We start from the raw sequence: 20,727 nt of genomic DNA, 5'->3' as shown, positions 1-20,727 counted from the left end.
TTACCTTCATCACAAAATATTAAAGGTACTAAAATAGTACCTTTAATTTTAGTAATCTGAATCAGATGATTCACCTTTTAAAATTTTCACGCCTGCTGAAGCGCCAATACGAGTTGCACCATTATCAATCATAGTTTTAACATCTTCGTATGATCGGATACCGCCAGAAGCTTTGACGCCTAAATCTGGACCTACTGTTTCTCTCATCAATTTGATATCTTCTGCAGTTGCACCACCAGTTGAGAAACCAGTTGAAGTTTTAACGAAATCTGCACCAGCTGCTAAAGCTAATTCACAAGCTCTTACTTTTTCAGCGTCTGTTAATAAAGAAGTTTCAATAATGACTTTAGTCGTTACGCCATTAGCTGCAGAAATGACACTTTCAATATCTTTTTTAACATCTTCATCTCTACCATCTTTCAATGCTCCAATGTTAATGACCATATCTACTTCTGAAGCACCTTTTTTAATCGCATCTTCTGTTTCGAATGCTTTAACTTCACTTGTAGTTGCGCCAAGTGGAAATCCGATTACAGTACATACAAGTACATCTGAACCTTCTAGAACTTTTTTAGCATGTGCAACATGTGTAGGATTAACACATACTGATTTGAAACCATATTCTTTCGCTTCTTCTAATAAAGCATTAATTTGTTCCAAAGTTGTATCTGGTTTTAAAGCTGTGTGATCGATATATTTAGCTAATGACATATTGAATCCTCCTAATATTTTTATATTAACTTCATTATAAATGAGCTTTGAACATTTGTAAAATGATACAAGAAAATTTGTTCATCAATCGATTAATGCCTGTGCTGTGTACTGGTCGGTGATTAAAATATTGCTCAATTGACCTTCAAGTGCACCTCTAATTGCTTCTACTTTATGCTCGCCTCCAGCAACTAACACACTATTTTCAATTTCTTTTAATGCATCCAATTCAATTCCAATTGTGCGTTGATTAATTGCTTGATCTGCTTCTTCTCCATGTTCATTATAAAATCTTGAGCATATATCTCCTACTGCCGATTTCTTAAGTCTTTCTTTTTCTTCTTCATTCAAAAATCCAAGTTTAAATAATAGGGACGAATCTCTCACTGTTCCAACTGTGAAAATAGCTATATCTACTTGTCTACCTTGTTCTAAAATAGATTTAATATGCCGATCTTTTTCAACCATTTCTTTCACTTCTTTAACATCGAAAATTACAGGCAAAGGTAAATCTCGTGGTGTGGCATTATATGCTTGTGCAAATCTTTCAAGTATTTGGTGACTTCGTGTATCTACATGAGAAAAACTAATACCACCTTTCAACTGTATAATACCAATATCTTTCAAATGACTTTGTTCCAAATATTGAGAAACTTGGTACATCGTTTTACCCCAACTGATTCCAATCTTGTCTCCGCTTTTGACAATTTTCTTTAAATATTCTGCAGTTCTTTTACCGATGGCGCTTTGTACATTTAAATAGTCATTGTATGATGCATGTTCGACAATACAATCTTTTAAATTATATTTTGATTTTATGAGTGAAGCTAAACTTTCAGCATTTTGATACGGATCATCAATCTTAATCGTGACGAAGCCATGATCTTTCGCATGATTTAATAACCTTGATACAGTAGGTCTTGATATATTCATCTTTTTAGCAATTGCTTCTTGACTCATTCCTTCTTGATAATAGAGCTTTGCAATTTTGATACTATCCTTGTTCTTTTGTAAATCCATCCCTATTCACCACTTTCTTTCATTCTTATCGTACAAAAATTCGCAAAAAATTGAAACAAATGTTATCTTTAAATTGAAAAAACTTTTATATTTAAAGGAGAAGATAGTTATGACTCAAGGGACACCACATATTCAACCAAATGGTGTAAAAATTGCTAAGACAGTACTAATGCCAGGGGATCCATTACGTGCTAAATTTATCGCAGAAAATTTCTTAGAAAATGTTGAACAATTTAACGATGTAAGAAATATGTTAGGTTATACAGGAACATATAAAGGCAAAGAAGTATCCGTAATGGGTTCAGGAATGGGTATTGCTTCAATTGGTATTTATTCATACGAGCTTTATAATTTCTTTGATGTAGATACAATTATCCGAATTGGTTCATGTGGTGCCATGCAAGAAAATATCAACTTATATGATATTATCATTGCACAAGGAGCTTCTACTAACTCACGTTATGTTGATCAATTTAATGTACCAGGTTATTTCGCGCCTATCGCAGACTTCGGATTAGTTTCAAGTGCTAAAAACAAAGCAGACGAAATCGGTGCAACAACACACGTTGGTAATATATTCTCAAGTGATATATTCTATAACGCGGATACAGAAGTAACGAGCAAATGGGCTAAATTAGGTATTTTAGGTGTTGAAATGGAATCAGCTGGATTATACGTTAACGCTGCAGCAGCTGGTAAAAAAGCTTTAGGAATCTTCACAGTAAGTGACCACTTACTTAGAGATGAAGCTACAACAGCAGAAGAAAGACAAAATTCATTCACTCAAATGATGGAAATTGCTCTAGAAATAGCTGAATAATTATAAATATAGAATAAGAGTCTGGATGCAAACACCCAACTCAAAATAAAAAACAACTCATTTCACTGATTTATTCAGCTAGAAATGAGTTGTTTTTTTTGAAATCTTCGATTTTGTTCGTGCATGCTTGCCTAGGGTACGCTTCATCGTATACCACATGCTTCTGCAACAACTTCAACAATGTGTTTTACTTTTATATTTTCTTCTAACCCTTCTTTTTTTACACCGAGCAACATTTGTAAATGACAACCTGGATTAGATGTAATGATTAACTGCGGTTCGACTTCTTTGACGTGTGACATTTTTCTATCGAGTATGTCCATTGATGCATCATAATTCACGATATTATAAATACCTGCTGAACCACAGCATATATCTTTTTCTGGCAAGACTTTATAATCAAGTCCTTTAATTCGTTGTATAATTTTCTCAGGTTCATTAAATACGTGTTGCACGTTTTGTAAGTGACATGATGGTTGATATGTTGCTTTTATGTTAATTGGAATGTCTAAATTCAAATTAATATTGTCTAATATGACTGAAATATCTCTTACTTTTCCAACAAATTTTTCTGCGCGCGCTTTCCAACTTTCATCATCTCTCAATAAATGATCATATTCAATTAATGATGCACCACATCCGCCTATAGCATTCACATAATAGTCTACATCATATTTTTCAAGTGCTTCTATATTTAGTTTAGCTAGTTTTTTTGATTTTTCCATTTCTCCTGCATGATGTTGAAGTGCGCCACAACATGTTTGCTGTTTAATTTCTACAACTTGTATATCATGTGCTTGTAATATTTTAATTGCTAAATCATTTATATTTGAGAAAAATGCATCCATCATACAACCTCTAAAGAAACCTACTGTTATTTTCTTAGTTCTAAATGGATTTTGTGTTTGCGTCTTTTCTTTTTTTACTGGTGGTAATATTGCTGCCATGTTACCCAGTCTTTCGGGTAATACATCTAATGCTTTTGTCTTATTTATGACAGTCGATATTAAAGGCGTATGATATAATTTCAATCCTTGATACATAATATCTAACATATAATTACGTTCTAAAAATAATGACATAATTCGAGTATCTAATTTTTTATTTCTTTTTTCTCTTAATACTTCAACGGCAGACTCATATATATCACCATACTTTACATCAGTTGGACAAACTGTTTCACATTGTCTACATCCTAAACATAAGTCTATGGCTTCTTCTAAATCTTTTAACGTTACTTTTCCTTCTACAGCGTATTTAACTAAATTAATCCTGCCACGTGGTGAATGTTTTTCTTCTTTCATTGTTAAATATGTAGGGCACGATGGTAAACAAAATCCACATTGCACACAATCAAAAGTCGCATCATAATCCAATTTATCTATTAAATTACTCGTCATGGACTAACACAAACCTTTCATTCTCGTCTGGGAATATTTTTCCTGGATTCAGACGATTATTTGGATCTAGTGCTTGTTTCACATCTTTCATAAACTTCATTCCAGCTTCATCAAATTCATTGTACATAAATGGCTTTTTAAATAAGCCGATACCATGTTCTCCACTTAAAGTGCCACCGAGTTTTAAGGAAGCTTTAAATATTTCAGCAACCGCTTTTTCTGCACGCTTCATTTCTTCAGGTTTACGTTTATCGATAATAATATTCGGATGTAAGTTCCCATCACCTGCATGTCCGAATACGACTAAATTTAAATCATATGCTTGCCTAATTCTCTCTATTTCTTCAAAAAATGCTGGTATTTGGCTAATAGGAACACTCGTATCTTCGCTAATTTTAGTTGGCCCAAATTTTACAATTGCTGGTGATACAAGTTTTCTAACTTCCCATAATTCTGAAGCTTGTTGCTCATCTTGTGCAATAATCATTTTACAACCTGGTAATGATGCACACGTTTCTTCGATAATTTTCATTTCTGCTTCCAAAGCTAAAGGATGTCCGTCCAGTTCAACTAATAATAACGATTCAGAATCAGCTGTAATATTCTCAATAGGATGCGTAGACAAAACGGCATCTACACAATATTTATCCATTATCTCAATTTTAGAAGGTAGTATACCTGACCTTAAAATTTTAGAAACTGCTTTTCCTGAAGTAATAAAATCATCAAACTGAAGCATAGCCGTTTTAGTATCGATTGGTTTAGGAATAAGTTGTAAAGTCGCTTTCGTAATAATACCGAGTGTTCCTTCAGATCCAACTATTAACTTAGTCATATCATAGCCTGTCACATTCTTCACAGTGCATCCCCCACAATGAATCACATCACCATTTGCCGTAACAACTTCTAAACCGACAACATAATCTTTTGTTACACCGTATTTTAAACATCTTGGGCCACCAGCATTTTCAGCTAAATTTCCTCCGATAGTCGATATTCTAGAACTTGAAGGATCTGGTGGATACATGAGACCATAAGATTCTGCTACTTTATGAATCTTTTCAGTAATAACACCAGGTGAAACTTCCATCATTAAATCATTCTCATAAACTGTAATGTCATTGTCCCATCTTGAAAAATCAAGTACGAGACCACCATGAACAGCTAGTGGACCGCCACTCAAACTCGTACCGCTTCCTCTTGGATAAATTGGCACATCATATTCATTACACAATTTTACAATATGTACCACTTCTTCTGTAGACATTGGCTGACATATAATATCAGGCATATACTCTCCAAATGAAGCATCAAAACTATAACTTGAAAGATCAGCAACTTCTATAGAAACACGCCCATCGTCCAATTGTTTCTTTAAAGCTTTATAAAGTTCTTCCATGTTATCCCCCCTAAATATCTAAATGTAATTGTGTTTATGATAGCACTGTTTTATGTAATTTTCACTTCATGTGAATACGGTTTCAACAAGGAGAATAGTAGACGCGCACGACTACACTAGGCAAGCACGCACTTTCAAAATCGTAATATTCCAAAATAAAAAAATCTCTTCATTAGGCTACAACCTAATAAAGAGATCTTTAATTCATATATAGATAATACACAGTAAATGATAATTGATTAACCTAAGAATGATTTCAACATCCAGTTATGTTTCTCTAGACTTGTTACCATCGCTAATAGCATATCACCAGTCATATCATCGTTCAGTTTTTCTGCTAATTGAATACCTTCTTCTAATTGTGCAATGACTGTTGTAAAGTCTTTAGATAATTGTTCAACCATTTGATTAGCTGATAAGTTTTTCTCTGCTTCTTCAATTTGTGACCATTCTAAAGCTTCTTTCAATGTTGCAATTGGGTTACCTTCTATTGCTAAAATACGTTCTGCTAAGTCGTCGATATAAACGCTAGCTTCATTATATAACTCTTCAAATTTTTCATGTAGAGAGAAGAAGTTTGGTCCTTTTACATACCAATGATAATTGTGTAATTTAGTATATAATACTGTCCACTCTGCTACTTGTTTGTTTAATACTTCAATTACTTCTTTATTGTTTGTCATTTACTTACACTCCTCTGTAGTTTTCTTTTCTTGATTACAATAATTATTATATTATAATCATTCTAATCTGTCAACGTTTTAGGCGTACTTATTTATAATCATTATAAATAAGGTTGGAATATAAATAAGAAGGTAAAGTCCTCATTAGGCTTATACCTTCTTTCTATATATATAAACATTTATTTAGCTTTCTCGAGTTTAAGCGGTATTTTTATCTCTTTATCGAGTTTCTTTCCATCCATTAACTTGATGATAGACTCTACGGAAGCTTTACCCATTTTATCTGGTTGTTGTGCGACTGTAGCATCCAACTTACCGTCTTTAATAGATTTCATTGCATCTTCATTGCCATCAAATCCAACAACAATGATATCTTTATCTCCAATAGCTTCTATTGCACCAAGCGCCATTTCATCATTATGTGAAAATATTGCTTCTACTTCTGGATGTGCTTGTAAGATATTTTGAGTAACATTTAGACCTTCTGCACGATCAAATTTAGCACTTTGTTTAGCTATTACATCAAGCGATTTATCTGCAACTTCATGGAACCCTTTACCACGTTCTCTAGTTGCACTAGCTCCAGGAACACCTTCTAATTCAGCTACTTTAGCATTTTTACTCAGCTCATCTAGAATAAACTGACCGCCCATTTTACCCCCTTCAACATTATCTGAAGCGATAAATGTTGCAACGTCACCTTTATCAACTGATCTGTCTAATGTGATAACTGGAATGCCTTCATTATTAGCTGATTGTACTGAACTTGAAATTGCACTTGAATCAGTAGGATTGATGACTAAATAATCCACTTGTTGTTGAACTAAGTCTTCTATATCATTAGTCTGCTTAGCTGAATCGTCTCTTGCATCTACTACTTTAACTTTCATACCTTGTTTTTTTGCTTCTTTTTCAATACCTTCTTTAATTGAAACGAAGAATGGATTATTTAATGTAGAAACACTGACTCCAATTGTAACTTCTGATTTTTTCTTATTCGTTTTTCCTTCATTGTCTTTTTTCAATGGTGACTCAAGTGAACATGCCGCTAAAAATAACATGGTTGTCATTAAAAGGATTAAAATTTTCTTCATTTGTTTCTCCTCACTTTAATTGATTATTTTTTTCTATCTATTAAGACTGCTATTAAAATAACAATACCTTTTACAACTTGTTGATAGAATGATGATACGCCCAATAAATTCAACCCATTATTAAGCACACCGATGATGAGTACCCCTATTAATGTTCCGACGATGCGTCCTTTACCACCAGTTAATGAAGTTCCACCTAGAACAACTGCAGCGATAGCATCTAATTCGTATGATGTACCTGCTGTTGGTTGTGCTGAATTTAAACGAGAAGTTAAAATCGCACCTGCTAATGCTGACATTAAACCAGAAATACCATAGATTAAAATTTTGACTCTATTTACTTTAATACCAGAAATTTTTGAAGCAATTTCATTTCCACCGATAGCATATGTATGTCTACCGAATGTTGTCTTTTGTAAAATAATTGCTAATACGATAAATACGATAATCATTGTGACTGCTGGTACTGGAATACCGAAGAAGTACCCTTTACCAAATAATTGGAACATATAACTATCACCTAAATTGGTAATAGGATTTCCATCTGTTACGACGAGTGTCAAACCTCTAAATATCGTCATCGTAGCAAGTGTTGCAATAAATGGTGCCATGCTACCAAATGTGACTAACACACCATTAAACACACCTAATAAGAAGCCTCCAAGCACACCTACTATCAATGCAACGATTGGATCTAAACCGCTTGTAATTAAAATTGCTGTAAAAGCACTAGATAACGCAAGTATAGAACCAACAGATAAGTCTATACCCCCTGTTAAAATAACAAATGTCATACCAAATGCTATTAACCCATTGATAGACACTTGTCTTAATAAGTTCAATAAGTTGGATAAATCTAGAAACGCTGAATTCATAATACTAATTACTACCACTAATAAAATAAGTCCTATAAATGGAATGATTTTTTCGACAAATGATGTCTTAGCTGCGATTTGTTGCATGTAATTCCCCTCCTGTAGCTAACGTCATAATATTTTCTTCTGTAATATAATCGCTTTCAACTTCACCTTTAATGCTACCTTCTTGAACAACAATCACGCGATCACTCATACCGATTACTTCAGGAAGTTCTGAAGATATCATAATAATTGAAACACCACGTTCTGTTAATTCATTCATCAATTGATAAATTTCCCTTTTTGCTCCAACATCTATACCTCTCGTTGGTTCATCTAAAATTAATATTTGAGCGCCAGTACCAATCCATTTTGCTAATACAACTTTTTGCTGATTACCACCTGATAGCGAAGAAACAATTGCCTTACGGTGTGTCTTAATATTTAATCTTTTACTCATTTGATCAGCAAATAAGTGCGTGGATTGCTCTTTTATAAATCCTTTATTAGAAAAACTTTTAAGTGATGGCAACACCATATTATGTTCAATTGAGAAATCTAGTATTAAACCTTCATCTTTCCTGTTTTCAGTAATTAAACCTAACCCATGCTTCATTGCATCTTCAGGCGTTTTTATGGAAACAGCTTGCCCCTTGATTTCAATATCTTTATGACCTTTATCTATTCCGAACAAACTTCGCATAATTTCGGTTCTGCCTGCTCCCATCAAACCACTAAATCCAAGAATTTCACCTTGTCTCAATGAGAATGAAATATCTTTAATACCTTGTTCATCATTGTTGAGTCTATTTACTTTCATAACCGTCTCACCTGGTGTAACAGTTCTTTCAGGAAACTGTTCAGTTAAATCTCGACCTACCATTGATTTAACAATTTCATCATAATTCGTTTCTTTCGTTTCTTTGTATAAGACAGTTTTACCATCTCTCATGACAGTTATTTCATCTGAAATCTCAAATATTTCTGCCATTCTATGAGAAATATAAACGAATGAAACACCTTGACTTTGCAATGTTCTAATCAGTTTAAATAGCTGAGTAATTTCTTTATCAGTTAAAGCTGCTGTAGGCTCATCCATTATAATTATTTTCGCATTAGTCATTAATGCTTTAGCAATTTCAATCATTTGTTGTTCCCCAATGGAACATCTACCTGCTACTTTTTTTAGTGAGATGTTGAAATTGAGCTTTTCAAATACTTTTAAAGCTTCTTGTTTCATTTTCTTCTCGTTTAAAATACCAAATTTATTTCTCACTTCTTTACCTATAAATAAGTTCTCTAGAACTGTTAACTCAGGCCATATATTTAATTCTTGATGGATAAACGTAATACCAGCGTCTTCTGACATCTGTGCATCTTTATATTCTACTTGTTCATTTTGAAACTTAATTTCCCCTTTGTCTTTTGCGTGAATACCTACAAGAATTTTCATTAATGTTGATTTCCCTGCACCGTTTTCTCCCATAAGTGCATGAACTGAAGTTTCTTTAAGATTAAAGTCTACGCCAGTTAATACTTTATTTTGGCCAAACGCTTTATGTATTCCAGTCATTTCTAACATGGAACCCCTCCTTTAAAATAAAACATCACTTTCCAATATTACATTTGCAAATGGTGTTGCTTCCCCTGTTCTAATGATGGCTACAGTATCTTGAGTTAATACTTTAAAAGTTTCATGTGATACAAATTGCTGCTCTACTTTTGTTTGACTCACTTTTTCGAAGAGTGCTTTATTTTCTGTTTTAATTTCTTCAGCAAAAATCATTTTTTGGACTGACATATGTTTTAACACAATTTCGAAAACGTTTTCAAAACTTGGTACACCAAAAGTTAGTGCCAAATCTATTTTACGCACGCCTTTTGGTATCGGTAATCCACAATCTGCTATCACAATGCGATCTGTATGTCCAAGATCGCTTAATACTTTTGATATGTCGCTATTTAATATGCCTGTTTTATACATCCCATTCTCCTTTAATATCTTCTAATGTAGGCATGCCACTTTGTGCACCCATTCCTGTAACTGAATGACTTGCTGCTAGATTAGCAAAAGCCAATGCTTTTTCTAAGTTATATTCTTTTTGAAGTGCGACAGCAAATGCACCATTAAATGTATCTCCTGCACCTGTTGTGTCTTTAACATCACGTATGAATCCATCTACTTGCACTTTTTCATGACCATTATGATAAACTGCACCTTTTTCCCCTAACGTGACGATTAATTTCATAGGATAAGCTGAAAGTGCATCATCTAAATCACCTTTAAACATAGCATCACTTTCTGTTTCATTCGGCGTTAAATAGTCTACTTTTCCAATGATAGAATCACTAATTTCTCTGTAAGGAGCTGGATTTAAAATTGACACTAAACCATTTTTCGAACAATAGTCTATTACAAATTCAACCGTCTCACTTGGAATTTCTTGTTGTAACAACACGATATCTCCTTCAGATAAAGATTCTAAATGTTTCTGTACAAATGTTGGCGTAACTTCATTATTAGCTGAAGGAACGACAATGATGCTGTTGTCTTGTTCTGATAAAGTGATATGAGCAGTTCCAGAAGGTGAATGTGTAACGGGTTCCACACCACTCACAATTACATTGTTATTCTTCAAATTTTCATATATTTCTTTGCCGAAATCATCTTCACCAATTCTGCCAACCATATGTACTTGTTCTCCTAGTCTAGCTGCAGCCACTGCTTGGTTAGCACCTTTACCACCAGGTGTCGTGAAGAAGTCATCTCCTAAAACCGTTTCTCCTTTACCAGGTCTCTTAGATGCAGAGACTACTAAATCTATAGACATACTACCGATTACTATAATATTCTTCATATTAACCTCTCCTCGTTGATTGTCTTTCTATTAAAGTTACATCTAATATTTGATGGTGATCTCTTTTCACACCTTCTAATTGTTTAATCAATTGCTGACATGCTTTTTTCCCAATTAAATATGCCGGTTGATGTATCGTCGTTAAACTTGGCGAATATGTACTTGATAAAGGTATATCGTCATAACCAACAACTTGAATATCATTGGGTACGTTGTAGTTATAGTTATAAAGTATACTCATCACTTTAAAAGCCCCAACATCATTACTACAAATAATACTATCGATATGATGTTCTATAATCATGTTGATTAAATCATCGTCAGATAGTTCTAGTTCGTTGGCTGATATGTAATGCACATGTGCTTGATCTAATGTTGTCTTAGCACCATGAAACCTTTCTCTAAATGATTTATAATTTAAATTCTGTTCTAAAATGAGAACTGACTTTGCATGACCTTTAATCATCGCTTGAGCCTGAAGTTGACCACCTTTAAAGTGATTCGTTTCAACAAATTCATGATTTTCGTACACACGGTCTAATAATACGAAAGGCATATTATATGATTTAAATGAATCAAATGTTTCTTTACTCGATAATTGAGACGCTATAATTCCACTACAATTATGAACATTAAACGTATTTAAATAAGCAAGTTCTTTTTCATCATTGTTATCTCCATTACCTAAAATAATATGATAGCCTTGTTCCATTGCTTCATCTTCAACACCTCTTGCAACGACTGTAAAAAAAGGATTACTAATATCAGGAAGTAATAGACCAATCATTTTAGACTTACGTTTATATAAAGTTCTTGCTGTTTCATTAGGACTATAATTTAAATCTTGAATTGCTTTGTCGATTTTATCTTGTGTTTCCTTTTTAACATAACCACTCTTATTTAAGGCTCTAGACACAGTTGCAACAGATACTCCTGCATATTGAGCGACTTGTTTAATTGTTGCCATCATTCAACTTCCTTTTGTGTAACCGTTTACATAAAAGAATATCACGCTATCTTTATTTATGCAATATTAATCTAAAAAATATTTTCTTTCTTCAGCAGTTGGTAACTTACATTCATTTTTAAACTGTAGTTTATGTCGGATTTGAGCAAATAAATCGTATCCAAAGTTTCGAATACATTTCGGAATGCATTTTAAAATCCAACCTAGTAATTGATAATTTTTTATATTTCGCAGTAAATGTACAATAGCATCCGATTTGATATAAACATCATCCCCATCAACAACTACAATCGTATCGACATTTTTCAAATCTGGTCTAACAGCTGTTAGATTTTTTCCGTATGCACCTTCAAGTTGAGCAAATTGAAATCTAGTAGAAATTTTATGATCAATTACCCACATAACTGCTCTATTACAATAGCCACAATCTCCATCATAGTAAACAATAGCCATCTGTATCACTCCTAATATCTATTTTCTTTAACGTAACACGTCTTAAATCCAAATAAAACCGAGACGATATTTTCGTCTCGGTTTTATTTTATGATGCTTTACTAAATTCTTTATATTCTTCTTCGTTAATTGTAATAATCTTAAATCCTAAATATCCAAATATAACTGAAATAATTGGAACTGTATAATTGAACACGGCATAAAGACCATAATCCAATACATTTACATTCAATGTTTGCGCGATAAATACCCCACAAGTGTTCCATAAGAAAAATACTGACGTTACAGTACCACCGTCTTCTAGAGCACGTGATAAATTTTTAGGATGCAATCGTCTTTCTAAAAATGTATTGATATACATTCTTGATGGTACGACGATTGATATGTATTGTTCTGAACATGAAGCGTTTGTACCTATACATGAAACGATAACTGAAGCGATAAGACCGCCAGTTCCTTTAGCTATTTTTAATATTTGCGTAATAATAGCTTTCAACATACCCGAATATTCAAGAATTCCGCCAAAAGTCATCGCGACAATTGTCATCGATATCGTATAGAACATCGATTCTAATCCACCTCTATTGAACAATTCTTTAACTAAATCATTCTTAGAATCCAGCACATATCCAGTTTGTAATGTTTGAACGCTATCATGAAGGCTTCCACCTTGAATAAATATTTGTGATAAGAACCCTAATACAATACCTACTACAAGTGCAGGAATCGCTGGAACTTTTAATGCTACTAAAATAATAACGACGACTGGTACTAATATGAGCCACGGTGAAATTGTAAATTTATCTAACATTTCAGCGTTAATGCCATCAATCTTTTCTTGATCCATATTAGCTACTGAAAATTGTTGTCCTAGTATAAAGAACACGATTAACGAAATGATCACAGCAGGTACCGTCGTATAAAACATATGTTTTATGTGATCAAATAGATCTGTACCTGTTAAACCGGCTGCTAAGTTTGTTGTATCTGATAATGGGCTCATTTTATCTCCAAAGTAAGAGCCTGAAATGATTGCACCAGCTATCATGCCAGCCGGTATATCCATACTTAAACCGATACCCATTCCTGCAACGCCTACTGTAGCCATAGTTGACCAACTGCTTCCGATTGCTAGTGAAACAATTGCACATATAACTGCTATCGTAACTAAGAATAAAGAAGGTGTTATAAGTTGCAAACCATAATATATCATTGTGGCTACAACACCGCCTCCAATCCAAGAACCGATAATTAATCCAACTAATATAATGATAACTATCGCTGGTAATGCTAACCTTATACCTTTATACATCATTTCTTCGATTTCTTTCCAACTATAGCCGTGATAGTATGCTACTATCGCCGCAATTGCTGTACCTATCATAAGCGGAATATGAGGTGCTTGTTCTAATACAACTACTGTGAACAGCATACTCATAATCATGAATGCAAAAGGCACAACAGCCCAAATGAAACTTATGCTTTTCTTCGATGTTGATTCATTTTCCATAGAGAAACCTCCTCGTAAATTAAAGCGCTTACATTTTTATATTTTAATATTTTATGACTGTTTATACAACACTATATTTACATGGACCTACAATAAAATTATAGGTCCATGTAAGTACATCCATTTTTATTGATCTTTAAGCATAAATAATACTTCTTGCATGATTTTATTAAACTCTTCTTTGTAGTCATCATTGAAACGTAATATGACTGCTCTTTCGTCAGATTTCAATCTATTTTTTAATATGTATTTCTTCTCAAATAATCTTTTAATTGCGCGAGCAGATTTGTTCTGTTTAATATAACCCTTTTCTATAGCATCTTTTAGATGAACTTCTCCCACTTCGTTTAACTTCATTAAAAAGAAGAATTCATGCTTCTTTAGACCATAATTTTGTTCAATAACTAAAAAGATGTTATCAATTTTATTTTGGTAGTCGAAAAATTCGGAACATGTTGTAATTGCTTCTGAATAAGATTGAGTTGTCATAGTCAGGCCTCCTGATTATTAGTTAATTAAATTATCTTAAAATAATTTTAACACAAAATTAAATAACATCAATATGGAATTTAATAATATATTTGACAATTTATGTATTTTTTTAGTGGTCAATTAGCAAACTGATATGACATACTCACAAAATTTATAAATGAACGATTATTTTTAAAACAAAAAAAGATTATAACAGCTTTCTTTATAATCTCAGACTGTCAACAAAGTCACTTAAAGTGAACTTGTTGGCGGTTTTTTAGTAAACAGCGTGATATGTTTTAAAATCTTAAGATTTTGTTCGTGCATGCTTGCCTAGGGGTATGGCTCGAGCCTGTAGTCTCTCACTCATACTATTCCCCCGGGCGTCAGCACTTCACAAAATCGTAGAGAATATTTTAAAGATTTTTTGCTATTTATCATGTGGACCTTCACTTGATAAATTCAATGGCTCTATTTATCATGTGGAGCCTGACTTGATAAATTCAAAATAAAATTTAACATAGAATCAACTCCTAAATAAAATTCCATCTATTTTATAATTTAATTTGTTAATATTCGGTATTTTTTTAGCGCTGACTCCTGCGGGAACAGCATGATTCGAAGACTACAGGCTGAGAACATGCCCGCGGAAAGCATGCGCATAAAAAAATGCCGGCAAAGTTTTAAAAACTTTGTCGACACACTGAAATTAAGTGATGAATGTTACTTACCTTTTTTATCTTTCAAATAAAATTCTTTTCCTGTAAAAAACTCTTTCGTTAATGCTTTAACTTTAGGTGATAGCAAGACAACAGCTATAATATTCGGAATTAAAATACATGCTAAAGCAATATCTAATAAGTTCCATAGTTGTGTTCCTGCACCAAAAGCTCCAAGCGCAATTGATAATACGTAAACAATTTTCATAATAAATCCTGCTGTGAGTCCAAATAAGTATTCTGCCATCCTTGAGCCATAATATATAACGACTATAATTGTAGAGAACACGAAGAACACCATCGAAATAGATACTATCCAGCTTCCAAATGTTCCGAAAGCATTATTAAATGCTCTCGCCGTTAGCGCTGCTGATTGTTCAGTTGCATCATCATCTTTCCATACATCTGAAACGAGCACTACGAATGCAGTCGTACTACAAATAATTAAAGTATCTACTACAATTTCACTCACACTCCAGAAAGCTTGTCTAACTGGATGATCTGTCTTTGCTGCTGCATGCGCAATTGGTGATGTACCTAAACCAGCTTCATTAGAATAAATACCTCTCGCGAATCCCCAACGAACCGTAGTCGCTAGCGCTGCACCAAAACTACCACCTAAAGCAGCATCTGGGTTAAAAGCTTTTTCAACAACTAAAGCGATGACACCCGGTACATGCTGAATATTGATCGCAATTATAATGAATCCCATAATACAATACAATCCAACCATTATCGGAACAATCATTTCAGTAAACGTTGCAATACGCTTAATACCGCCAAATACAACCATTGCCGCTGCAATAGCTAATAAAATGCCTGTAATACCCATATCGATATTGAATGTATCTTCAACTGTACTTGCTGCTGAATTACCTTGTACCATAATACTTGGTATAAGCTCAATCATTAATGCAAACGCAAATACAAAGGAAAATATGAGACCGACTTTCTTATTTTTAAAACCTTTTTTCATGTAATAAGTTGGCCCACCTACAAACTCACCTTTATCATTCTTTTCTCGATAATGAATACCTAATACGTTCTCGCTATATTTTAAAGCCATACCTAAAAAGGCGATAACCATCATCCAAAATACAGCACCTGGACCACCCATCATAATGGCAGTAGGCACACCAACAATATTTGCTGCACCAACTGTAGAAGATAACGCCGATGTTAATGCTTGTCTTGGTGTAATGGTTCCTTCACCCTTTGGCTTTTTATTAATGCTGCCAAATGTTTGTTTCATCATATATCCAAAATGTCTAAATTGAATAAAACCTAAGTATAATGTTAAAAATAAACTAGATAATAATAAAAGTGTGACGATTGGATACCCCCATAACCAATCAGAAAATGCTACGATTTTTTCCATAAAATGACCCCTTCTCTTTTTATAATAGGAATACACATAAGCATATTATCATCTTACAGAATATTCAGTATTTAATAAACCCTATTACACCAGAATGGTAAAATATCTTCTGATTCAAAATCGTAAGATATAAAAACAAAAGATCTCTTCACTAGGCTATAACCTAATGAAGAGACCTTTGTTTCGAGAATGGATATTTATGTACCAAACTGTTTTATTTATTATCCTACATGTAGCACTCTACAATGTTTTAAAAACTGATGAGAGTATTGTTGTTTAATATCTTCTAATGAGCCATAGCATAAACCGATCATTCTCCACTTTGGATTGTGACGGTAGAATGAGTCTTTTTCTAAACTCCATTTGACCATTTTTCCTTCGTGGTTATATCTCGGTACTGTCATTTCATGCCCATCAAGCACATTTAAGAATAACTGAAATATTTCTGGATCGATTCTTTCAAACTGATCTATAACGAGCCACTCTCTTTCAGAGTTCGTAATATGACCTGTGATAAATCCTTCTCTGTAATACAACGCGCCACTTTCATTCGGTAAATATCTGCCATATAACATTTCTTCTGAAAAGTCTGGATGACCGACAGTATATATACCTTTAGCAAGTTCACGTTCAACATAATGTTTAGCTTTTTTCAATCCATCTTCTTTATTATCACAAAGCATCAAAATGATAGGCTTGTCTTTTTTATGTTCAGTTTCTTGCTCTCGTTGAACAGGCATCTCATATTGTTGATTTGAGCTTTGTTGATACGTGCCGTTACTCATATCCATCATTGCGTCATATTGAGCTTTAGTTAAGTTAGCAATAGATTGCTTTGAATTTTCTTGTAAGAAGTATAATTTTTTTAAGGATTGATGTTTATTTAATTCTCCAACATTTATAGGGTTAATATCGTTATGATATTTAACTTTAATACAAGTAGAATCTGTTCTACCAGGCTGTGGTGGAAGTTTATGTATACTATCAGAAACTTCTCCAGTACCAATAATTGAGTGATTAGCGTTTCTACTTAAAAATACAATTTGGTCACCTATTTCTAATTGCGTATAATAGGTATAACCATTTCTTTTAATGCCATTTACAGTATGTGTAAATATAGTATAAGTTTCATCTTCTTCAAATGGGATTTCTTCAGATAATAGAAAATATCTTGGGATTTTAATTGCACCTTGTCCTAATCCAATAATTAAATCAAACTCTTCTTTTGAAATACGATTAAACAATTGATCTGTAATCTGTTTGATTCTTAATTCTAATTGTTCACTTCTTTTTAAATATTCAATAGATAGCATCGTTAAAGATTCCTCGAATTTAAAGTGAATACTCACCTTTTGATTGCCACCAGTTTGAACATGAACAATTTCACCATAACCTAGCAATCCTACTTGATTTTGAACTTGATAGTATATTACTTTGTCTCCAGGTCTTGCTGTTTTAAATGCATGATATCCTTGAGTAGGATTAAAACTTGCACCTGACTCAAATACCGCTATTTGTCCTTCTAATGGTTCCGTATGATTCCACCTATTATATCCACAATTTAACCAAAAGTAGTTTCTTTCTTCAGACATATGTATACTCCTTAATATCAATAATTATCGATTATCATCATCATCAAATTTGTTTTGATGTCATTGTTTTATATTCTATGAAAAGTTCACTTTGCATTTACTTTTTTAACAACACATTAATATTTACATTGTATAAGACATTCACATTCATGTCTATGTTTACACGTATAAAAAAACTGAGACAACAATGTGTCTCAGTTTTGTGTTTTAATGTATAAAATTATAACTTGATACTTGTGAAGCCGCTATTGTTCTATAAGTTAATACACCTGGAGATGAAGCAAAGTTCATTTCTGAAACTTGAATGCTACCATTTGAATTTATACGTTCTACAAATGACACATGACCGTAATATCCAGCAGATGATTGCAAGATTGATCCTACAGCTGGCGTACGATTGACTCTATAGCCATCTTTAGCTGCTGCACTAGCCCAGTTATTTGCATTCCACCAGTAAGTACTGATTGGTTTACCGATAGCTTGACGACGGTTAAAGACATGCCAAGTACATTGTCCCCAGTCATATAAATTTTGATGGTAAAACTTAGGTGCTACATAACCACTATTGTTATTAGAAGTTGAATTGCCGCCAGTGTTAGAAACAGTGCCGCTTACTTTTAGTTTTTGTCCTGGATAAATAATGAAATTTGATAATCCATTTAAAGACATAATTTTTTGGTAAGTTGTACCATATCTAGCTGCAATTGCTGATAATGAATCTCCCGATTTCACTGTATATGTAGAAGTGCTACCTGAATTATTTGACGTCCCGGTATTATTAGAACTACTACTAGAACTTGTTGTTCCATTAACTTTCAACCTTTGTCCCGGATAAATAATAGTATTGCTCAATCCATTCAATGACATAATCTTTTGGTATGATGTACCATATTTACCGGCAATTGCTGATAATGAATCTCCCGATTTCACTGTATAATATGTCGTTGATGAAGTTGAAGTAGAACCCGTGTTAGAATTCGATGAACTTGTTGTTCCCGGTACTTGCAATACTTGATTAGGGAAAATGAGATTAGAGTTTAATTTATTTAAACTTCTTATTTTCGCAATTGTTGTATTATGTTTGTCAGCAATTAACCACAAAGAATCTCCACTTTTAACTTTATACGTTGCCGCTTCAGCGTGATGAGAAGATACTGCTACTGCTACAGAAGCGCCAACGAAAGCCGCTATTGTCTTTTTCTTCAAATTAATTTACCTCCATCTTCTTTCCAGTTATTTATTTATTCTTTCTAATTATACACTGTATTTAGAGTGGTTTATATTACAGTTTTATTTCATTTTCACTAATCCTATAACTCTATATTATTTTGAAAGATTCATAATAAGATAATAGTATAAGATACTACATTTATAAAAAACTTCTCAATTTAAATAAATCACAAAACAGCCGGCAAATTTATATTTTGTCGGCTGTTTTTTCTATTTCTATTTATATAATTAATGATAGTCCGGCTAAGCATGGCATCAGATTTACTAAAATGCCTCCTAGCTTAAGCCCTGCTGAAATTTCTTTATCTTTTACTGTAGAGATAGCTAATAGCAATCCTATTAGCGCAATTATAAATGGAATGACAGGAGTAGGATATTTTGGTAAGCCAAAGAATATTCCTAGCCCGGCTATAACTGCACACGCTAATGATAAATATAAAAATTTCTTCATTTTATTTGCTCCATTCTAAACATAGCTAATAATAACTTCTAATTGACCGTTAATATGGTTATCTAAATCATCTGCAGTCATGATTAAGTGATCACCTTTATCTACTTCAAATACATTTCCGTCAGTTATAATTTCTCCGTTACCTGCAATGACACTAACTAAACAATAATCTCTCGGTTTTCTAAAGTTAAATGTTCCATTGATTTGCCATTTAGCAACTGTAAAGAAATCACTCTCAACTAACAATATACCTTTTTGTTCTTCGTCATCAATTTTTTTAGGCGGTACGTTCGGACTTTGTGAACCAACAGTAATGACATCTTGACTCTTATCTAAATGCAGCTCTCTTTTGTTTCCGTCTTGATCGATGCGATCATAATCATAAATTCTATAAGTTGTATCAGAATTTTGCTGTGTTTCTAAAATCATAATGCCGCTTCCTATAGCATGTACTGTTCCACTTGGCACATAAAAGAAGTCTCCCTGTTCTACTTTAATACGTTTAAAAAGATGATCCCAATCTTCGTTTTTTATAAATTCTTCTAATTGCTGTTTTGTATTAGCATATGTACCATATATAATTTCTGCATCTTCTTTTGCGTCAATAACATACCAACATTCTGTTTTACCAAATTCACCATTTTCATGTTCGGATGCATACGTGTCATCAGGATGTACTTGAACTGATAATTTATCATTAGCATCTAAAATTTTAGTGAGTAATGGAAATTTTTCTTCTGAAGGGTTGCCAAAAAGCTCAGGGTGTTCTGACCAAACTTGGTCTAAAGTTTGCCCTTTATACGGGCCACTTGCTATTTCGTTAGGTCCATTTTCATGAGCAGATATTCCCCAACATTCACCTATCTGTCCATTTGGAAGGTTATATCCCATTTTTTCTAAATTTCGGCCGCCCCATATGCGCTCTTTAAAGACAGGCTTTAACATTAACGGAGACATTAAATCATCCTTTTCTATTTGTTGTTATATATATTATATATTGTATATTCTTATTTGAAATGTTATTGATCTACCATTGGTGATTGTACCATATAGACAGTTATTTATGGAATAGCTTTCATACAAATATACTTGAAATAGAACTATTATAACTAAC

At 33.2% G+C, this 20,727-nt stretch carries 20 protein-coding genes; 1 reads left to right on the top strand and 19 read right to left on the bottom strand.

All coding sequences use genetic code 11. The features are described 5' to 3' along the window. Nucleotides 1-48: 48 nt before the first annotated feature. Nucleotides 49-711, bottom strand: a complete 663-nt coding sequence (deoC, locus tag PYW35_RS03310; protein ID WP_103322774.1) for a deoxyribose-phosphate aldolase — start codon at nucleotides 709-711, stop codon at nucleotides 49-51. Between the two features lie 84 nt (nucleotides 712-795). After that, on the bottom strand, nucleotides 796-1,731 hold the full coding sequence (locus PYW35_RS03305; protein ID WP_103322773.1) for a DNA-binding transcriptional repressor DeoR: 936 nt from the start codon (nucleotides 1,729-1,731) through the stop codon (nucleotides 796-798). A gap of 109 nt (nucleotides 1,732-1,840) precedes the next feature. Between PYW35_RS03305 and deoD the strand changes: the two genes are divergently transcribed. Beyond that, on the top strand, nucleotides 1,841-2,551 hold the full coding sequence (gene deoD, locus PYW35_RS03300) for a purine-nucleoside phosphorylase (RefSeq protein ID WP_016911945.1): 711 nt from the start codon (nucleotides 1,841-1,843) through the stop codon (nucleotides 2,549-2,551). A 143-nt stretch (nucleotides 2,552-2,694) separates the two neighbouring features. Here the strand turns inward: deoD and PYW35_RS03295 are convergent, their stop codons facing one another. The 17 genes from PYW35_RS03295 to manA form a co-directional block, all read right to left on the bottom strand. Further along, complete coding sequence (locus tag PYW35_RS03295) at nucleotides 2,695-3,951, bottom strand: (Fe-S)-binding protein (protein WP_103322772.1); 1,257 nt, start codon at nucleotides 3,949-3,951, stop codon at nucleotides 2,695-2,697. Further along, nucleotides 3,941-5,350 carry an FAD-binding oxidoreductase gene (locus PYW35_RS03290; protein ID WP_103322771.1) on the bottom strand — a complete coding sequence of 470 codons (1,410 nt, stop codon included), beginning with the start codon at nucleotides 5,348-5,350 and terminating at the stop codon, nucleotides 3,941-3,943. Before PYW35_RS03290 ends, PYW35_RS03295 begins: the two co-directional genes overlap by 11 nt. A 239-nt stretch (nucleotides 5,351-5,589) precedes the next feature. After that, nucleotides 5,590-6,033: a Dps family protein gene (locus tag PYW35_RS03285; RefSeq protein WP_016912487.1), complete on the bottom strand. Its 444-nt coding sequence runs from the start codon at nucleotides 6,031-6,033 to the stop codon at nucleotides 5,590-5,592. A 179-nt stretch (nucleotides 6,034-6,212) separates the two neighbouring features. Continuing rightward, nucleotides 6,213-7,127, bottom strand: coding sequence for a D-ribose ABC transporter substrate-binding protein (locus PYW35_RS03280; RefSeq protein WP_103322770.1), 915 nt, complete (start codon nucleotides 7,125-7,127; stop codon nucleotides 6,213-6,215). Between the two features lie 23 nt (nucleotides 7,128-7,150). After that, on the bottom strand, nucleotides 7,151-8,089 hold the full coding sequence (locus PYW35_RS03275) for an ABC transporter permease (protein ID WP_016912485.1): 939 nt from the start codon (nucleotides 8,087-8,089) through the stop codon (nucleotides 7,151-7,153). Continuing rightward, entirely contained in the window at nucleotides 8,070-9,566 is a 1,497-nt protein-coding gene (locus PYW35_RS03270; RefSeq protein WP_103322769.1) for a sugar ABC transporter ATP-binding protein, read from the bottom strand. Before PYW35_RS03270 ends, PYW35_RS03275 begins: the two co-directional genes overlap by 20 nt. Nucleotides 9,567-9,578: 12 nt before the next feature. Next, entirely contained in the window at nucleotides 9,579-9,968 is a 390-nt protein-coding gene (gene rbsD, locus PYW35_RS03265) for a D-ribose pyranase (protein WP_103322768.1), read from the bottom strand. Beyond that, the gene (gene rbsK / locus PYW35_RS03260) at nucleotides 9,961-10,842 is read right to left on the bottom strand and encodes a ribokinase (RefSeq protein WP_103322767.1); all 882 of its coding nucleotides are present in this window, start codon (nucleotides 10,840-10,842) and stop codon (nucleotides 9,961-9,963) included. Before rbsK ends, rbsD begins: the two co-directional genes overlap by 8 nt. A 1-nt stretch (nucleotide 10,843) precedes the next feature. Then, a complete protein-coding gene (locus tag PYW35_RS03255; protein WP_103322766.1) occupies nucleotides 10,844-11,809 on the bottom strand; it encodes a LacI family DNA-binding transcriptional regulator in 966 nt (321 codons plus the stop codon). Nucleotides 11,810-11,875: 66 nt separating this feature from the next. Beyond that, nucleotides 11,876-12,262 (bottom strand): thiol-disulfide oxidoreductase DCC family protein, encoded by a 387-nt coding sequence (locus PYW35_RS03250; RefSeq protein WP_016912480.1) that lies wholly within the window; start codon nucleotides 12,260-12,262, stop codon nucleotides 11,876-11,878. An 88-nt stretch (nucleotides 12,263-12,350) separates the two neighbouring features. After that, nucleotides 12,351-13,772, bottom strand: a complete 1,422-nt coding sequence (gene nhaC / locus PYW35_RS03245; protein WP_103322765.1) for a Na+/H+ antiporter NhaC — start codon at nucleotides 13,770-13,772, stop codon at nucleotides 12,351-12,353. A 126-nt stretch (nucleotides 13,773-13,898) separates the two neighbouring features. Beyond that, complete coding sequence (locus PYW35_RS03240) at nucleotides 13,899-14,261, bottom strand: transcriptional regulator, SarA/Rot family (RefSeq protein ID WP_016912478.1); 363 nt, start codon at nucleotides 14,259-14,261, stop codon at nucleotides 13,899-13,901. Nucleotides 14,262-14,966: 705 nt separating this feature from the next. Next, nucleotides 14,967-16,340, bottom strand: coding sequence for an alanine/glycine:cation symporter family protein (locus PYW35_RS03235; protein ID WP_103323438.1), 1,374 nt, complete (start codon nucleotides 16,338-16,340; stop codon nucleotides 14,967-14,969). Between the two features lie 221 nt (nucleotides 16,341-16,561). Continuing rightward, complete coding sequence (locus tag PYW35_RS03230; RefSeq protein WP_103323439.1) at nucleotides 16,562-17,932, bottom strand: EVE domain-containing protein; 1,371 nt, start codon at nucleotides 17,930-17,932, stop codon at nucleotides 16,562-16,564. Nucleotides 17,933-18,139: 207 nt separating this feature from the next. Continuing rightward, nucleotides 18,140-19,138: a LysM peptidoglycan-binding domain-containing protein gene (locus PYW35_RS03225; protein ID WP_016912733.1), complete on the bottom strand. Its 999-nt coding sequence runs from the start codon at nucleotides 19,136-19,138 to the stop codon at nucleotides 18,140-18,142. A gap of 244 nt (nucleotides 19,139-19,382) precedes the next feature. After that, nucleotides 19,383-19,613: a hypothetical protein gene (locus tag PYW35_RS03220; protein WP_016912732.1), complete on the bottom strand. Its 231-nt coding sequence runs from the start codon at nucleotides 19,611-19,613 to the stop codon at nucleotides 19,383-19,385. Between the two features lie 15 nt (nucleotides 19,614-19,628). Further along, entirely contained in the window at nucleotides 19,629-20,570 is a 942-nt protein-coding gene (manA, locus tag PYW35_RS03215) for a mannose-6-phosphate isomerase, class I (protein ID WP_103323440.1), read from the bottom strand. Nucleotides 20,571-20,727: the final 157 nt, after the last annotated feature.

This window comes from Mammaliicoccus vitulinus (genome assembly GCF_029024305.1).
GTDB classification, from domain to species: Bacteria; Bacillota; Bacilli; order Staphylococcales; family Staphylococcaceae; genus Mammaliicoccus; species Mammaliicoccus vitulinus.
The sequence above is the reverse complement of the archived record's forward strand: the minus strand, read 5'-3'. Positions and strand labels throughout refer to the sequence as shown.

Excerpts from the sequence above, each read along its gene's own strand:
- deoC (WP_103322774.1), bottom strand. The coding sequence starts at position 711 with ATGTCATTAGCTAAATATATCGATCACACAGCTTTAAAACCAGATACA.
- PYW35_RS03305 (WP_103322773.1), bottom strand. The coding sequence starts at position 1,731 with ATGGATTTACAAAAGAACAAGGATAGTATCAAAATTGCAAAGCTCTAT.
- deoD (WP_016911945.1), top strand. The coding sequence starts at position 1,841 with ATGACTCAAGGGACACCACATATTCAACCAAATGGTGTAAAAATTGCT.
- PYW35_RS03295 (WP_103322772.1), bottom strand. The coding sequence starts at position 3,951 with ATGACGAGTAATTTAATAGATAAATTGGATTATGATGCGACTTTTGAT.
- PYW35_RS03290 (WP_103322771.1), bottom strand. The coding sequence starts at position 5,350 with ATGGAAGAACTTTATAAAGCTTTAAAGAAACAATTGGACGATGGGCGT.
- PYW35_RS03285 (WP_016912487.1), bottom strand. The coding sequence starts at position 6,033 with ATGACAAACAATAAAGAAGTAATTGAAGTATTAAACAAACAAGTAGCA.
- PYW35_RS03280 (WP_103322770.1), bottom strand. The coding sequence starts at position 7,127 with ATGAAGAAAATTTTAATCCTTTTAATGACAACCATGTTATTTTTAGCG.
- PYW35_RS03275 (WP_016912485.1), bottom strand. The coding sequence starts at position 8,089 with ATGCAACAAATCGCAGCTAAGACATCATTTGTCGAAAAAATCATTCCA.
- PYW35_RS03270 (WP_103322769.1), bottom strand. The coding sequence starts at position 9,566 with ATGTTAGAAATGACTGGAATACATAAAGCGTTTGGCCAAAATAAAGTA.
- rbsD (WP_103322768.1), bottom strand. The coding sequence starts at position 9,968 with ATGTATAAAACAGGCATATTAAATAGCGACATATCAAAAGTATTAAGC.
- rbsK (WP_103322767.1), bottom strand. The coding sequence starts at position 10,842 with ATGAAGAATATTATAGTAATCGGTAGTATGTCTATAGATTTAGTAGTC.
- PYW35_RS03255 (WP_103322766.1), bottom strand. The coding sequence starts at position 11,809 with ATGGCAACAATTAAACAAGTCGCTCAATATGCAGGAGTATCTGTTGCA.
- PYW35_RS03250 (WP_016912480.1), bottom strand. The coding sequence starts at position 12,262 with ATGGCTATTGTTTACTATGATGGAGATTGTGGCTATTGTAATAGAGCA.
- nhaC (WP_103322765.1), bottom strand. The coding sequence starts at position 13,772 with ATGGAAAATGAATCAACATCGAAGAAAAGCATAAGTTTCATTTGGGCT.
- PYW35_RS03240 (WP_016912478.1), bottom strand. The coding sequence starts at position 14,261 with ATGACAACTCAATCTTATTCAGAAGCAATTACAACATGTTCCGAATTT.
- PYW35_RS03235 (WP_103323438.1), bottom strand. The coding sequence starts at position 16,340 with ATGGAAAAAATCGTAGCATTTTCTGATTGGTTATGGGGGTATCCAATC.
- PYW35_RS03230 (WP_103323439.1), bottom strand. The coding sequence starts at position 17,932 with ATGTCTGAAGAAAGAAACTACTTTTGGTTAAATTGTGGATATAATAGG.
- PYW35_RS03220 (WP_016912732.1), bottom strand. The coding sequence starts at position 19,613 with ATGAAGAAATTTTTATATTTATCATTAGCGTGTGCAGTTATAGCCGGG.
- manA (WP_103323440.1), bottom strand. The coding sequence starts at position 20,570 with ATGTCTCCGTTAATGTTAAAGCCTGTCTTTAAAGAGCGCATATGGGGC.